The organism is bacterium (assembly GCA_030019025.1).
Classification (GTDB): domain Bacteria; phylum Hydrothermota; class Hydrothermia; order UBA1063; family UBA1063; genus UBA1063.
The window spans coordinates 1-15,328 of the sequence record JASEFR010000011.1 but is presented as its reverse complement, the minus strand read 5'-3'; the positions used below and the strand labels follow the sequence as shown (position 1 = coordinate 15,328).

The 15,328-nt window shown below is 40.9% G+C and carries 13 protein-coding genes and 1 tRNA gene; 7 read left to right on the top strand and 7 right to left on the bottom strand.

From position 1 onward, the window contains the following. Positions 1–56 precede the first annotated feature (56 nt). The 7 genes from feoB to QMD82_04005 all read right to left on the bottom strand — a co-directional run bounded on the left by feoB (position 57) and on the right by QMD82_04005 (position 7,612). Complete coding sequence (gene feoB / locus QMD82_04035; protein MDI6851090.1) at positions 57–1,961, bottom strand: ferrous iron transport protein B; 1,905 nt, start codon at positions 1,959–1,961, stop codon at positions 57–59. Beyond that, complete coding sequence (locus QMD82_04030) at positions 1,945–2,184, bottom strand: FeoA family protein (protein ID MDI6851089.1); 240 nt, start codon at positions 2,182–2,184, stop codon at positions 1,945–1,947. The genes feoB and QMD82_04030 overlap by 17 nt, the downstream gene beginning before the upstream one ends. A 36-nt stretch (positions 2,185–2,220) precedes the next feature. Further along, positions 2,221–3,504, bottom strand: coding sequence for an ABC transporter substrate-binding protein (locus QMD82_04025; GenBank protein ID MDI6851088.1), 1,284 nt, complete (start codon positions 3,502–3,504; stop codon positions 2,221–2,223). Beyond that, positions 3,488–4,522, bottom strand: coding sequence for a PorV/PorQ family protein (locus QMD82_04020; protein ID MDI6851087.1), 1,035 nt, complete (start codon positions 4,520–4,522; stop codon positions 3,488–3,490). Before QMD82_04020 ends, QMD82_04025 begins: the two co-directional genes overlap by 17 nt. 67 nt (positions 4,523–4,589) lie before the next feature. Further along, the gene (waaF, locus tag QMD82_04015) at positions 4,590–5,543 is read right to left on the bottom strand and encodes a lipopolysaccharide heptosyltransferase II (protein MDI6851086.1); all 954 of its coding nucleotides are present in this window, start codon (positions 5,541–5,543) and stop codon (positions 4,590–4,592) included. Next, complete coding sequence (locus QMD82_04010) at positions 5,518–6,741, bottom strand: O-antigen ligase family protein (GenBank protein ID MDI6851085.1); 1,224 nt, start codon at positions 6,739–6,741, stop codon at positions 5,518–5,520. The genes waaF and QMD82_04010 overlap by 26 nt, the downstream gene beginning before the upstream one ends. Beyond that, entirely contained in the window at positions 6,689–7,612 is a 924-nt protein-coding gene (locus QMD82_04005) for a glycosyltransferase family 2 protein (protein MDI6851084.1), read from the bottom strand. Before QMD82_04005 ends, QMD82_04010 begins: the two co-directional genes overlap by 53 nt. A 132-nt stretch (positions 7,613–7,744) precedes the next feature. Between QMD82_04005 and QMD82_04000 the strand changes: the two genes are divergently transcribed. The 7 genes from QMD82_04000 to QMD82_03970 all read left to right on the top strand — a co-directional run. Further along, positions 7,745–8,359 carry a hypothetical protein gene (locus tag QMD82_04000; GenBank protein ID MDI6851083.1) on the top strand — a complete coding sequence of 205 codons (615 nt, stop codon included), beginning with the start codon at positions 7,745–7,747 and terminating at the stop codon, positions 8,357–8,359. A gap of 11 nt (positions 8,360–8,370) precedes the next feature. Then, positions 8,371–11,769 (top strand): ribonucleotide reductase N-terminal alpha domain-containing protein, encoded by a 3,399-nt coding sequence (locus QMD82_03995; GenBank protein MDI6851082.1) that lies wholly within the window; start codon positions 8,371–8,373, stop codon positions 11,767–11,769. An 8-nt stretch (positions 11,770–11,777) separates the two neighbouring features. Then, on the top strand, positions 11,778–12,332 hold the full coding sequence (dcd, locus tag QMD82_03990) for a dCTP deaminase (GenBank protein MDI6851081.1): 555 nt from the start codon (positions 11,778–11,780) through the stop codon (positions 12,330–12,332). Positions 12,333–12,345: 13 nt separating this feature from the next. Next, the gene (gene recA, locus QMD82_03985) at positions 12,346–13,356 is read left to right on the top strand and encodes a recombinase RecA (protein MDI6851080.1); all 1,011 of its coding nucleotides are present in this window, start codon (positions 12,346–12,348) and stop codon (positions 13,354–13,356) included. A gap of 46 nt (positions 13,357–13,402) precedes the next feature. Continuing rightward, positions 13,403–13,475, top strand: a tRNA-Asn gene (locus QMD82_03980). Between the two features lie 431 nt (positions 13,476–13,906). Further along, positions 13,907–14,410, top strand: coding sequence for a tyrosine-type recombinase/integrase (locus tag QMD82_03975; GenBank protein ID MDI6851079.1), 504 nt, complete (start codon positions 13,907–13,909; stop codon positions 14,408–14,410). A gap of 117 nt (positions 14,411–14,527) precedes the next feature. Then, positions 14,528–15,328: site-specific DNA-methyltransferase (locus QMD82_03970; protein ID MDI6851078.1), on the top strand; the 801-nt coding region annotated here is incomplete at its 3' end.

The following is a 15,328-nucleotide window of genomic DNA, read 5'->3' as shown; positions in this document are numbered from 1 at the left end:
TCTATTGAAGAAGCAGCCACTGCTATAATGGAAATTATAGGAAAAAGGGGTCAATCTTAGAAAAATACACCCATTAAAATACCAAGAAGAGAAGCCAGGATTAGACTAACTGCTATTTGAATAAGGGTTTTCGTTAATCCGATTTCTTTCCATAGTGCCAGAATCGTGGACAGGCAGGGAGTGTAAAAAGTAACAAAAGTAGTGAAAACTATGAGTTCTTTTTTTGTCATAACGGTATTCAACATATCAATTGGCACTTTAAGAGCTTCAGAAGCCATTATTAGTGCCAGTTCCTTCCTTAAAATGCCAAAAATTAAGACAACCCCCAGATTTTTGTTAATTCCAAGAACCCCGTGAACGAGAGGTGAAAAAGCCCTGTTAACGATGGAATCGATCCCGAAGAATTGCATCAAACTTAAAACTAGACTTCCCAATACTATGACTGGCCAGGCAAATAAAATAAAGTCTTTTAGTTTGTACCACACTTTACTAAACGTACCTTTTACTGTTGGAATGCGATAGGGAGGTATTTCTAATATAAAGTCGGTAACCTCGGATTTATAGAAAAGGCTCGCTATTTTAGCAAGAATTGCGATAACGAATATGTTAAGGACAAAGAGGGCAAAGGTAAATTTAAAGCCTATAAACATGTTGGCAAGGGCAAATATTATAGCGAGTCTCGCCGAACAGGGGATAAAGGGGATTAGAAAAGCTGTAGTAACCCTTTCACGTTCACTTTCAATAATTCTGGTAGAAAAGATTGCAGGTACATTGCAGCCATAGCCAAGAACAAACGGAACCACACTTTTTCCGTGAAGTCCAATCCGGTGTAGAAAATGGTCTAGAACAAAAGCCAGCCTCGAGAGGTAGCCTATGTCCTCAAGGATTGATAAAAGAAAAACGAAGGGAATAAAATAGGGAAATACTATCCCTATTCCACTATTCAAACCATCAACGACAGACTTAAGTATTGTTTTCAGAAATTCATTCCAGGTTGTAAGTTCAATTATTTGAGTGAACCTGTCGAAGGGTATAGCAAATATCTCTCCTAAAAATCCACCGAGTTTTTGAACGAGGAAAAAAATGCCGATTAAGGTGAGAAAAGCAATTAAAGGCCCCGCGTAGCTATTCATCACAATGTAGTCAAGTTTGTAGTCGATAAATTTTTGCTTCTTCACATGGGTTATTTTTGTGCAGTTTTCAAAGATTTCCATAGCCAATTTGTGTTTTTCCTGATGAATTAGAAGCCAGGGTGAGTCAATTTTAAACAAAGAAGACAGTGAATTTCTTATTTTTTCAGCCTCTTCTTTTTTGAGTATTCCCAGTTGCCCATCTGCATCAGCGATAACCAGGATTTTGCAGGCATCATAATTTAATGTGGGATAAAGATTTTTGATTTTATCTGCTGCATCTTTGATTACTTCTTCGGCTTCAGGGCCAAGTTCTATTTTAAGCAATTTTAAGGGTTTCTTTGGGTTAAAAACGCTTTTAATAGCCTGGTCGACCCCTTTCCCCTGTGTGGCTACCGTTGGAACCACATCGATTCCAAGAATTTTCTCCAACCTTTTCGTGTCAATTTTTATACCTTTTTTCTCTGCCTCATCCATCATGTTTAGCACAAGAACCATTGGTATGCCGAGAGTTGATAGTTCGATCGTAAGCTCAAGGCTTCTAGAGATAACGGAGCTATCTAAGATATTGATGATCACATCCACGGGATTTTCTAGCAAATATTTCAGGGTAACCCTTTCTGCAGGTTCTTCTCCAAGGAGAGAGTAAATCCCTGGGAGGTCTGTAATAATGAGTTTTATGCCTTCGTAGACCACCTCTGCGGTAAGAAATTCGACAGTAGTACCGGGAAAGTTAGAGGTTTGGGCTTTGTAACCTACCAGCTGATTGAAAAATGTGCTTTTCCCGCAATTCGGCTGTCCGACAAGAGCTATCCTAATTGTTTTTTGCATGTTCGACGATAATTTTTCTCGCCAGGCCCCTGCCTAGAGCCACTTTAATCCCTGTATTAAGGTCTTCAACAAGAATAGCCCCCCCGAATGGGGCAAAATGTAAAATTCTTACTTTGTCTCCTATATTAATTCCCAAACTAACCAACCGTCTTAAAGCTCTATGCCCCGCATTAATACCTTTAACAACTACAATGTCATCTACTCTTGCTTCGTCTAAAGACATATGATAATAATAAACTTATTCTGGTGAAAAGTTAAGTCACTTGTGAGAATGCCTATATATTTGGTAGGATTTCCTACGGGCTATTTCTTGTCTAATTAAATCAGCTGCCCTTTTGAGGCTTTCTTCTGGTTTTGCGTGTCCTCGCAAAGCGGGTTCGATTCCTTCTTCTGACAATATCCTTCTTCCTGTAAACCACACCGGGACCCTGGGTTCATAATCACCGTATTCAACTTGCAACATCGCTTCTTTAAGGCCTGTCACCGATTCCACAAAATTCTTGAGAGTGGGATGGTTGAAAGCGCTTTTTGTCAATGGTATATATCCTGTTTTCGATGACCAGTAAGCTTGAACGCTATCTTCGAGGAAAAAGTTGAGGAAATTAATAAAGTTCTCTTTGTAGCTTTCAGGGACATTTTCAAAGATGCCGACGTTTGTGCCAGAAATGATAACGGTTTTGTATTTGTCAATCGGAACGGGTGCTACACCAAGGCGAAAATTGATTTTATCTTTCATAAAAGCATAGGAAACGATTGTCCCCCATATCATAGCCACTCTTCCATTTGCAAAATCATCCTGGTGGGAATAGCCGGTCCCGAGGTAGGCACATTTATCCTTGAAGATGAGATCCTGCAAGAATGTCAAGGCTTCAATTCCTTCACGTGAATCAAACATTACGGAGTCGCCTTCAAGAAGCCTGCCACCTTTTTGATAGAGGATTGTGGCAAAGATCCATACGTCAATGGTAAAGGCAGTGCCGTAGATTTCGGGTTGGCCATCTCCGTTTTCATCAATGGTGAGTTTTTTTGCAACTTCTCTGAATTCATCCCAAGTTTGTGGAAATTTTTTGATTCCATACTTTTCGAAGAGGTCTATATTGTAGTAAAAAACAGGAACGCTTTTGTTGAATGGAAAGGTCACCAATGTGTCTCCCCACTTGTTTCCGGTAATCAAAACCTCAAAAACATTTTTCAGTTTAGTAGAGTCAATTAGGCTTAAATAATTTTGTATGGGGGTTATTTTTTTAGCAGATAGAAGCTCTGAAGCCCAAGATTCGTAGAGTTGAGAGGCAGTTGGAGGTTTATTAGAGGCTACCGCACCCATAATTTTCTGGGAAAGGGTGTTGTAGTTTCCAAGATTAACGAGGGTTATGGGAGGATTGCTTTGAGAGTACCAGTTTACTATAGTTTTCAGGGCATCGCCAAGGGGTCCTCCCATGGCATGCCAAAAAACTATCCCTTCCTGCTTCTTTGAGGTGCAGGAAAGAAAGGCAAAAAAGACTAATGTTAAATATTTTCTTAATTTTTTAGAACTTGAAAGCATAACTCAGGCCATAGCGCACATTTAGGCCCTGCTTGAAGCTATAAATATAGTGGTCGTCGGAAACATCAATGCTGAACCCCTTGAATTTGATACCGAAACCAAAGGTTATACCCTTTCGCGCACCAAGCTGGTCGAGGAAGTAGCCAAATCTCAAGGAGGCTAAATTAAAAAGGGTGTATTCTAAACCTGCATGTTTCCAAGCGTCGTCAAGTACATAACTGATTCCTTTATCTTTGTAATCGCTTGTTATATTGACGAGTATTTTTGTTAGTTCAAGAGCCAAGGTGAGTTTGTGATTTTTAATATTTAGAGGTACTAAAGCAATACCGGTTTTCACATGGTACGGTAATGGGTCTTTTTCGCCAGTGGAAGTGAGCACAAGTCCTGGTCCAAAGTTATCAAAAAATAATGAATAACGAAATTCCGGGTTATTGTTTCCCATTGTGAATGGTTTTCTGTAGAGGAGACCTGCACCCAAGGCAAAAGTTGTACCGCTTCCTCCACCCTCAATTCCAGTAGCCTGGTACAGAACGTCTTCCGGCGCTAAAAAACTGTGGATAAACTTTATATTGCCGCCTACACTTAAGTTGTCGTTAATTTTGTACCCGTAAGATAGCTGTAATTGAAAGTCGTAGGGTGCCCATGACCCTAAGTATACATCCTCTGAGACCCCTTCAATTTTACCGTAGTAGAGGAAAATGATATTTCCTCCAATAGTTCCCAAAGGTAATGGATAAGTAAAAGCGGTAAATTCGTGGTACATATCTGGAGCAAGTCCGCGAAGCCAGGGCGTATGAACCACCATAACCTCTCCTTTGTGCACGAATCCCAATCCAGCAGGGTTATAGTAGGTTGCAGATGGGTCGTCAGCTATGGTTGAAAATGCGGCAGCCATCCCCGTCGCTCTTGGAGAGGGGAAGATCATGAGGAACGGAACTCCTGCGTCAAAGGAGTCGGCCTTAGCGATCCCTGCTAAAACAGCAAGGACAAGTAGTATTTTTTTGAGTTGTTTTGCCATTTTATCCCTCCGCACAAATTTTCTGAAACCAGAATTCCAGCGGGACTTGCCTCCTTTGTGCAAAATTTTAAAGTCTCTGCTTTATAACTTCAAACACTTCGCCTGGTTTCACTGATTTCATGCATTCTTTTGTTTTTAAGGGACATTCCCTTTTTTCACAGGGGGAGCAGATTAATTTTTTGTAAAAAATAGTTACATCTTTGCCTATAGGGCTTGTCCAGGAAACGGGGGTGGGCCCGAAGATTGCAATAGTCCTTGCACCTACAATGGCAGAGAGGTGGGTAAGCCCCGAATCACCTCCGATAAAGGCTAAACTATTCCTGGCAATTTCTGCCGCTTCCCATAAGGAAGTTTTACCTGTCAAATTTACGAAATTTATGCCATTAAAAATTCTTGATCTTTCCACGTCGCCTTTGCTTCCCAGGATTACCGATTTAACACCACGCTTTGCAAGAATATTTGCGAGTTCAATGAAATTTTCTTCACCCCATTCCTTGGCCCTCCCAAATTTGGCAAAGGGCGAAAAGCAGACGAAAGGTTCCTCTAATAGAGCTGCACCTCTCAAAATTTCTAACGCGGATAACCTGTATTTTTCAGGTATTTCCAGTTCAAATTTGACTTCATCTTTATTAACGAGTTCTTGATACAGCATGGCATAGGTCTCTGTGGTGTGGCGTTCTTTCCACTCCCGGGGAATCTTGATTCTCTTAGTGAGCAGGAAGTCTCTTGCATCAAAGGAAAATCCGATTCTTTCCGGTGCTTTGGAAAGGTAAGCCGCCAAGGCAGAAGAGAACGAAATGGGCGTAATGATGTAGTAATCATACTTTTTTCTGATTTTTAAATGTTTTTTGTAGAGTTCACCGTTGGATTTGAAGGAAATGGTGGGAAATCCCCAGAATAGTTCTTTAAGGTGTTCTTTAGATACGACGGTTACCTTTTCCTTTTTTGAAACGGCTAAAATAAAAGGAAGGTTGAAGACCGCGTCACCAAGCCAGTTAGGAGTTCTTATGATTACTCTCATCGTTCTTTGCCCTGTTTAATAGAAGCCCTAAGGAAAAAGCGAAGGTCTGAATGACCTCCGCGTCGCTGAAACTATATTCAAAAGTGCCAGCAATAAGCATTATTAAAAGAAGGCCAATGCCGTAAAGGCCAAATATATTTTTTGACCTCAAGAAAAGGGACCCATAAAAGATGAAGATAAAAAGATATCCTATAAAGAGCAAAATTCCACCGTTTACGAGGGCCATGATGTAGTTGCTGTGAACGTGACCACTGACTGGTTTTCTGGTATCAGGATTTTTTTCAAGAATCTCTTTAAGTTTGGGCGTGCCGTACTTCTTCAGGTAGACTTCCCTCACCTTTTCTTCTCCCCAGAGCTCATACCCTATACCTGTTAAGGGTTTTGCCTTGAATATATTAAGGCCTGTTTTCCACATTTGGATTCGCAAATAGGGACTCATATTTTTTTCGGTAGGGGCACTTCTTTTTAAATATTCGTAACTTCTTTGATTTAAAAGCACTGTTGAGGCGAGTGTTAAAAGTAAGAGTAGATAAATCACTTTTAAATAAGGTTTTGCGAAAAGAATAAAGAGGAGTATAAAGGCAGCTATTCCCAAGTAGTAGCTCCGAGAGTTGTTGATGGCAAGGCTTGTAAGAACTAAGGCGGCTGCCAGAAAAGAGGGAATAAGTTTTTTTATCTTGACACTTTCTTGGAAAATTATCAGAGGGAAAAGAAAGGAAATCACACCTGCGTAGGTGAGTTTTCCCCCCATAAATCCCACTAATGCACTTTGGCGGTTAAAAAAGTGCCAACCTCGAGGGTATAGAAAATGAGTTAGAAGGGCTAAGAATGTGAAAAAAATTACAAAATACGAGAGCTTTTTCAGTAAATCATCCCTTTTTAATTGCTTTGAAAAAGCGAAGAAGACGAAAGGTATGATAAGGTCAAATACTATACCCTTTGTTTTTAGAATTGCCTTAAGGGGCATGGGTGAGAAGAGGGAGGTTACAATAGAAAGCATCAAAAAGATATAAAGGGGCAGGTTTTCTTTTCTTAGAAGCAACGGGTAATCAATGATAACTGCAATGGTTGCAATGATGATGTAAAAGGTTCTATAAGCGTTCGGTAGAAAAGGGAAAAGAAGAGCTCCGTAGGTTAAAATATCATTAATGCTCTCCCGGGAAAGGGTGGTAGTAGCCAATCCTTTTAAAGTTTTCATATTCACCTAATCTTCTCCTTGTAAGTTTTTCGCTCAAGTTTGCAATAAAATCCCTTATTTCCCATTTAAACTTCCTTTTCAAATATTCCTCTTTGATCGGTAAGACAAAGTCATTGTCTGCCACCTGCCTGTTTATCCTTTCCACCATAACCTTTGGATGGGTCCCTTTGAAAAAATGAAGGGAGTCTTTGTGTTGCATAAGTTCTTCCAAATCCTTCTCCGCAAACTTTTCCTTTATGATGTTGTCATCCTTCCAGTGCCAGCGAGCCTGCTCCACTAATTTATCCTTTAAAACACTTTTCCTCCTTGCCCAACCGTAATGGTATATATAGGCATCGAGTGAGATTACATTCAGTTTTCTCCCATTTTTCCGGAAGCTGTGGGAATCTTTGTATGGAACGATTGTTGGGTCATTTCTTACAATCCTAATTTCGTTTCTAACCCAATCTTCACCTTCATGGTATAGGGAATAGTTCCCGTAGAAGTGTTTGTATTTTAAGGTAAATCCTTCAACTCGCTCATCTTCAAGGTAGTCGGTGAGGGCAGATCTTATGTAATCCAGATATTTCTCGTGGACAACTTCATCCCCCTGTAGATAAAAGCACCACGGGGATTTGCATTCCATCATAGCTCTGCTGGCAAAAAGGACCTGAGGTTTACCACCACCCCTCAGTTCTTCAAACCAGGGCGTTGTTATGATTTTTACTTTTGGGTCCTTGATGCTTTTTACAAGTTCTAAAGTTTCGTCCTCAGATTCAATAACGTTGACTATGAATTCATCAACTAAAGGAAGAAGAGAGGATATAGCTTCAACAATGGGGAAATCGTATTTAACCGCGTTTCTAATATAGGTGAAACCACTTACGAGCATTGGAAAATTATATTCTTTAATGCAGGTTTAGACAAAAGCGATTAAATAACTGATATAATTGCGCTTCACGAAGTTTTACAGGGTTTTAACCGCTCACTTTACACTTTTCAAAGTTCCATTTAAAATTTTCACATGAAAAAGTTAAAGATTGTTTTATTATTGTTGATGTTTTCTTGTACCAGGTATAACGGCGTTATTGACCAGCTTTACATTGACTACTTCCCTGCAAGAGAGGGAATGAAGTGGGTTTATAGAACTCCCGATAGCCTTGTTGTGGTAAGGGAGGTTTTGCGGGATACAGAAGTTTCACCGTCTTTTAATCTGATTCAAATTGAAATGCTTGGCGATTTGGAGTATTATAAAAAAAGCCCAGACCTTTTGACCCTGGTTTACGAGTATACCAGGTTTATAAATGGCGATGAAGTAATTTTCGATAAAACAGACCTTTTGTTGTTTTATCAACCCATCCTGAAAAACGAGTTTTTTACCGATACTGTGAGTCAGATGGTTGTCCTGGGTGATACTTTTCGGTACACAAGAATTTTTAGCTCGCAAATTACAAAGGGGACGGGGGAGAGGATAAATCTCATATATAATATCAATGCCACGTTGAAAAAGGGCAATATAGAGGAAAAGCAAAGTATTTTTGCTTTCATCGCACTGGCTCCCGACACGGGTCCAGTTTATATGAAAAAGGTTTTTGATAGCGATACTCTTGAGTTATACCTTGAACAATTTTTAAATTAGGGGGAAGTTATATGGGAGAACTATCTTTAAGTGAAAATGCTCTGAAAGTGTTACAGAAACGTTATCTTTTGAAAAATGAAAACGGTGAGATAGTTGAAACCCCTGAAGGGATGTTCCGAAGGGTGGCGAAAGCAATAAGCGAAGCGGAGAAGAACTATCCGAAAAGCCCATTCACTGTAGAGGAATTGGAGGAAAAGTTTTACGAAATAATGACTCAGTTTTACTTTCTCCCCAATTCTCCTACTTTGATGAATGCAGGAACCTCCCTTGGCCAATTGAGTGCCTGTTTTGTTCTTCCCGTGGGAGACTCTATGGAAGAGATTTTCGAAGCGATCAAGAAGACTGCACTTATCCACAAAACAGGTGGTGGAACGGGCTTCTCCTTTTCAAGACTGAGGCCGAGAAATGACATTGTTAAAAGTACCGGTGGAGTGGCCAGCGGTCCCGTTTCCTTTATGAAAGTTTTTAACGAGGCAACGGAGGCTGTCAAACAGGGAGGAAGGCGCAGAGGCGCCAATATGGGTATATTGAGGGTTGATCACCCGGACATTCTGGATTTTATTGAAGCTAAAGCCAAAGAGGGCGAACTGGCGAATTTCAATATTTCCGTTGCGGTAACAGACAGGTTTATGCAAGCACTGGAAAAGGGAGAGGAGTACGAGCTTATAAATCCGAGAAACAAAGAGGTGGTGGGGAAGCTCAGTAGTAAAGAAATTTTTGATAAAATGGTTTACTATGCTTGGAAAAATGGAGAACCCGGCGTTATTTTTATCGATACCATCAACAAAAAGCATCCCGTTCCCGGTGCCGGCGAGATAGAATCCACCAATCCTTGTGTCACCGCAGATACGTGGGTTATGACAGCTGACGGACCCTATCAGGTAAAGGACCTCATAGGTAAACCCTTTGTTGTGGTTGTGAATGGAACGTTGTACGAGACCACTGGTAAAGGATTCTTTAGCACAGGAATAAAACCTGTCCTTAGATTGCAAACAAAAGAAGGCTACAGCTTAAGGCTGACTCCAGACCATAAGGTTTTGAAGGTTACTAAAATTGGTAAAAGTCGTAGGATCTTTGAATGGGTTTCAGCTCAGGATTTAAAACCGGGTGACAAGGTGGTTCTCCATAATCATAGGGCCTTTAACTATTGGGAAGGTGAACTTACAGAGAATGAAGGGTATTTATTAGGGTTCCTCGTAGGCGATGGAGTAATTAAAGACGAATCTAAAATGCTTTCCGCTTGGGTGGATGGTGAAGAAGAACTTGAAAGCGTTAAAGTTATGGCTAATACCTTTTCTTATGTAATAGAAACGCCCCATTGCTCAGATCATAAAGGTTGGACAAAAGTGAAGGTTAAGAACGAATTTAGATTAAAACTTCCCTACTTGAGAGAACTGGCTGAGAAATTTGGTATAAGGCAAGGGAATAGCATCATAACGAACACCATTGAAAGGGCATCGTCCGATGGGTATAGAGGGTTTTTGAGGGGTCTTTATGACACCTGTGGCAGCGTCCAGGTAAGTGGTAAGAAAGGCGTTAGTGTAAGACTCTCTCACACCAATTTGGAACTTCTTAAAACTGTTCAAAGGATGTTGCTCAGGCTCGGGATTGTAAGCAAAATTTATGTAAAGAGGAATGCTGGATTTAATGGGTTGTCCGACGGTAAAGGCGGTAAGTCGCTTTACGTTATAAGGCCACAATATGAACTTGCTATATCAGGCGATAACCTCTTAATGTTTTCTGAGAAAATTGGTTTCAGCGATAATGAGAGGGCTATGAAGTTAGAATATGCGCTGCGTTTGTATGAGGGTCGTCCAAGAGAAGAATCTTTTGTAGCAACTGTTGAAGAGATAAAACCGGATGGTTATGAAGAGGTTTATGATGTTCAGGTGCCTGGTATAAACGCTTTCGATGGAAATGGATTTTACGTACATAACTGTGGTGAACAGCCGCTTCTTCCTTACGAATCCTGTAATCTTGGTTCCATTAATCTTTCTAAGTTCGTTAAAGGTAAACCTGCATATGAAGAAGGGAAAATCAATAGTGCAGAAGAGGCCCTTAAAAAAATTGATTGGGAGAAGTTAAGGGAAATCGTTCACCTTAGCGTCCACTTCCTTGACAACGTTATTGATGTAAACTATTTCCCCTTTGAGGAGATTAAGCAGATGACCTTGTCCAATAGAAAGGTAGGGCTTGGGGTAATGGGTTTTGCGGACATGCTGCTTCAATTGGGAGTTCCTTATTCTTCGCAGGATGCGATAAAGGTTGCCGAAGAGGTAATGAAGTTTATACAAGAGGAAGCAACCAAGAAGTCAATGGAACTTGCTGAATACAAAGGCTCCTTCCCAAATATTGATAAAAGTATTTATAAACACCCAATGCGTAATGCTACCCTTACTACCATAGCTCCAACAGGTTCCATTTCCATGATTGCTGATTGCTCATCCGGTATTGAACCTCTGTTTTCACTTGCGTATACCAAAACGGTTCTTGGAGGTGAAAATTTACTTTACATAAATTCTCACTTTGAAAGGTCCGCAAAGGCTCTTGGTTTCTACTCTAAAGAGTTAATGGAAGAGGTTGCAGGTTCAAGGAGTATAAAAGACTTTAAGGGGATTCCGGAGTCTATAAGGAAGCTTTTTGATACTACCTTTGATATTGAACCCATGCAGCATTTGAGGATTCAGGCTGCCTTCCAGAAGTACGTGGATAACGCGGTTTCTAAAACCATTAATATGCCGAACAGCGCCACTGTGGAAGACGTTGCGAGAGTTTATAGAGAAGCCTACTACATGGGACTTAAGGGACTTACCGTTTATAGAGATGGTTCCAGGGAAGAACAGGTAATTAAGGTTGCAAAGGAGACCACGGAAACGAAGAGGCCTCCTTTCACAACCCCGAGACCGCGGCCAGAAGTCACCAAAGGCAGGACTATAAAAATGATGACGGACCTTGGAAACTGCTACATTACCATCAACGAAGATGAGTACGGGATCTTTGAGGTCTTCATTTACCTCGGAAAGTCCGGCTCACAGACGATGGCCTTTACTGAAGCCATTGGCAGGTTGATTTCTCTTGCCCTCCGTTCTGGTGTCCCCGTTAGCGAAGTTGTAAAACAGCTAAAAGGTATAAAGAGTTCCACACCTGTAAGGCAGGAAAATGGCGAAGTAGTTTACTCGGTTCCCGATGCAATAGCCAAAGCAATTGAAAAGTATCTGGAAAGGGGAGTACAGTTGGAACTGATCCCCACAAGCCCTACGCTGAAGCCCATTCTTGACCTTCACAGAAAGGTAAAGAAAACAGAAGAGGGCGAAAAACAGTATGATATTTGCCCTGAATGTGGTGGAAGGCTGATTTACCAAGAAGGTTGCTATCTTTGCATTGATTGTGGTTATTCAAAGTGTGAATAGGGGGTGTTATGCCGGTAAAGTCTGATCGGTGGATAAAGGAAATGGCTTTAAAATACAAGATGATTGAACCCTTTGAAGAAAAACTCGTTACGAGTGGCGTAATTTCTTATGGTCTCTCTTCTTATGGTTATGACATCCGAATTGCCGATGAATTCAGGGTTTTTACCGATGTTTATCAAACGGTAGTTGATCCGAAAAATTTTGACCCCAGATCTTTTGTGGAAATCAAAGGTCTTGAATGCATAATTCCTCCCAATTCCTTCTGCCTTGCACGAAGTCTTGAATATTTTCGCATACCCCGAAATGTGATTGGGATATGCCTTGGAAAGAGTACCTATGCAAGGTGCGGAATCGTGGTTAACATAACTCCTCTCGAGCCTGAATGGGAGGGACATCTGACCATAGAGATTTCTAATACCACACCACTACCTGCGAAAATTTATGCCAACGAGGGAATTGCGCAACTTATATTTATTGAATCGGACGAGCTTTGTACTGTATCATATAAGGATAGAAAAGGGAAATATCAGGGGCAGAAGGGAGTAACCCCGCCTAAGGTTTAAAGAGGTGAGAGATATGGCAGGAGAAAACAAAGATCTTGAAAGGGAGCGGATGCTTGAAGCGACGCTCAAACAGATAGAGAAGCAATACGGCCCGGGTTCTATAATGAAACTGGGCGAAGCAACGCAAATAAAGGTAGAGGCTATTCCGACGGGTTCTTTTGGCCTTAATATAATAACAGGAGTAGGGGGTTATCCACGGGGGAGAGTCATTGAAATTTATGGGCCAGAGGCATCAGGTAAAACGACTTTGGCTCTCCATGCAATTGCAGAAACGCACAAGTTTGGAGGTAAGGCAGCTTTTATAGATGCGGAGCATGCCCTTGATCCTACTTATGCCAAGGCTCTCGGTGTTGATGTGGACGATTTAATATTATCGCAGCCAGATACAGGGGAGCAAGCCCTTGAAATCGTTGAGATGCTGGTGAGAAGCAATGCCATAGACCTTGTGGTAATTGATTCGGTAGCGGCGCTGGTTCCGAGAGCGGAAATCGAAGGTGAAATGGGAGATGCTCAGGTTGGACTTCAGGCGAGGTTAATGTCCAAAGCGATGAGGAAACTTGTTGGGGTTTTGAGCAAATCAAAGACCTGTGCCATCTTTATCAACCAGATAAGACAGCAGATTCAGACGGGTTTCGGCTTTGGTAATCCGGAGACCACACCCGGCGGACTTGCTTTAAAGTTTCACGCGTCGATGAGAATTGAGATCAGAAAGATTGCAACCATTAAGCAGGGTGAAGACATCATTGGTAACAGGGTTAAAGTTCGCATAGTAAAAAATAAACTTTCTCCACCTTACAAAAGTACGGAATTTGACATTATTTACGGTGAAGGCATTTCTTATGAAGGTGAGCTGATTGATTGGGGGCTTGAGCATGGGTTAATAAAGAGGAGTGGGACTTGGTACAGCTTCAAAGACATTCAGCTGGGGCAGGGCAGAGAAAAGGCCAGGCTCTTTTTGAAAGAAAATGCAGAGGTAAGAAAAGAACTGGAGAATGAACTCAAAAAGGCTCTTGGTCTTGTATGAGTTCTTGACTGTCTGATTCGGTTGAAATAAAATATATATATAACACTCCTCGGTAGCTCAATAGGCAGAGCACCTGGCTGTTAACCAGGGGGTTGGGGGTTCGAGACCCTCCCGGGGAGTGTTTTTGTTTTATTATGGGTTTTAAAAAAGCACCTGGCTGTTAATCTGTCTGAGGCGGATCGGGGGTTTAAACCCTCCACGGAGCCATTTTGATGGCTGTTTAAAACTCTTTCAAAGTATCTTCCCAACTTGTCTGCACAAGGGAGAAGGAAGAATAAAACTATCTCTTTCTCCTATTCTGGATGATAATGAAGTTCGAACCTCTATTTGCCATGAAAAAGAGAAGTTTTTGAAGAAAACTTGATTTTTTTTCTCTTTGAGTATACCATTATTGTTGAAATTAAAGGATAATAAATTTGCAAGGCTCAAAGGGTGCTAAAATCATTATTGTGGGTTCTTCTGGATTCAAGAACCAAAATGTATGCAAAGGGTCTAAAAAAAGAGAAATCTACCCATTACCTTTCTCCATCGCACGGGCAAGTAAGATGACGTGGGAAGGAAACACAAAGCTACTTTGATACTCATGTATTTTGGTGGGTTGCGAGTTGGGGAAATTGTGAGGTTCAGACCAAAAAATATAGATTCAGAAAGAGGCTCAATTCACATAAAAGGGAGCAAGGGAAGAAAGGATCGTTACATAATTTTATCTCAAAATGTTATGGTTGTTTTGAGGGAGTATTATGCCCAATACAAGCCGAAAAAATGGCTTTTTGAGAGATCAAAACCTGGGGAACACACATCAATAAGGACCGTTCACGCAATTTTCAAGCATGCGTGTGCAAAAGCAGAGATTAAAAAGGACATCTCAGCCCATTCTTTAAGACATTCTTTTGCAACGCATCTTCTGGAAAGTGGGGTAGATTTAAGGTACATACAGGAGATGCTTGGGCATAAGAGCAGCAAAACGACAGAAATTTACACCCATGTTAGCAAGGCAAATATAGTGAACATAAAAAGTCCACATGATACAATTTTTAAAAAGGAACAAGCATGATTGCATCCAGACGTATGCATATACGCAATACTGTGTATGTACCTTCAAATTGGAAGGATATCCGTATTGCGTATATGAACGAGTTAGGCGACATCATTCGTAATGGGAGGATTTAAAATGACTGGATGGGTTGAACTTATATGGGATGGAAAAAGGGAAAAGGAATTCACGAAGGAAAGTGTTGACAAGAATTATGGTAAGGTTAGGGAAGTAGAGAAAACGCCTTTGCCTTTTCAAAGAATTGAACTTTTAGGGATTGATAAGAAAAGCTCACTTCCACTATTCCCTGAAGAGAACTGGCCTAAAGATTACCCCAAGAACTGGAAAAACCTACTCATCTGGGGAGACAATAAACTGGCAATGTCTTCATTGCTTCAGGGGATTAAGATAAACGGGGAAACTATCAATCTGAGAGGAAAGATTAAACTCATCTACATTGATCCACCTTTTGCTACGGGTGCAGATTTCTCCTTTAAAGTTCCGATGCCAGAGTCCTGGAAGGATTTGATGTCAAAGAACGAGATCGTAAAGAGCCCATCCATCATGGAAGAGCTTGCCTACAGAGACATGTGGGGCGGGAGAACATCAGAGGAGAGAATAGCCTCTTATCTCAACTACATGTATGAAAGGCTTGTTTTGATGAAAGAGTTTTTGGCTAACGATGGCTCAATCTATGTGCATTTGGATTACAGAATGGTGCATTATGTGAAACTCATAATGGATGAGATTTTTGGGAGGGAGAATTTTAGGAATGAGATTGTGTGGTGTTATGCAAGACCTGCAGCTCCTAATCAACGAATCTTTAATCGTGGACATAGCGTTTTATTGTTTTATACAAAGACTGACGACTACATTCTAAACTTGGATTCTGTGAGACAACCTTATGACGAGGCAACTTTAGCAAGAGCTGGATACATG

What these genes read in the sequence shown, in the direction of transcription:
- feoB (MDI6851090.1), bottom strand. Translation starts at nt 1,961, where the DNA reads ATGCAAAAAACAATTAGGATAGCTCTTGTCGGACAGCCGAATTGCGGG.
- QMD82_04030 (MDI6851089.1), bottom strand. Translation starts at nt 2,184, where the DNA reads ATGTCTTTAGACGAAGCAAGAGTAGATGACATTGTAGTTGTTAAAGGT.
- QMD82_04025 (MDI6851088.1), bottom strand. Translation starts at nt 3,504, where the DNA reads ATGCTTTCAAGTTCTAAAAAATTAAGAAAATATTTAACATTAGTCTTT.
- QMD82_04020 (MDI6851087.1), bottom strand. Translation starts at nt 4,522, where the DNA reads ATGGCAAAACAACTCAAAAAAATACTACTTGTCCTTGCTGTTTTAGCA.
- waaF (MDI6851086.1), bottom strand. Translation starts at nt 5,543, where the DNA reads ATGAGAGTAATCATAAGAACTCCTAACTGGCTTGGTGACGCGGTCTTC.
- QMD82_04010 (MDI6851085.1), bottom strand. Translation starts at nt 6,741, where the DNA reads ATGAAAACTTTAAAAGGATTGGCTACTACCACCCTTTCCCGGGAGAGC.
- QMD82_04005 (MDI6851084.1), bottom strand. Translation starts at nt 7,612, where the DNA reads ATGCTCGTAAGTGGTTTCACCTATATTAGAAACGCGGTTAAATACGAT.
- QMD82_04000 (MDI6851083.1), top strand. Translation starts at nt 7,745, where the DNA reads ATGAAAAAGTTAAAGATTGTTTTATTATTGTTGATGTTTTCTTGTACC.
- QMD82_03995 (MDI6851082.1), top strand. Translation starts at nt 8,371, where the DNA reads ATGGGAGAACTATCTTTAAGTGAAAATGCTCTGAAAGTGTTACAGAAA.
- dcd (MDI6851081.1), top strand. Translation starts at nt 11,778, where the DNA reads ATGCCGGTAAAGTCTGATCGGTGGATAAAGGAAATGGCTTTAAAATAC.
- recA (MDI6851080.1), top strand. Translation starts at nt 12,346, where the DNA reads ATGGCAGGAGAAAACAAAGATCTTGAAAGGGAGCGGATGCTTGAAGCG.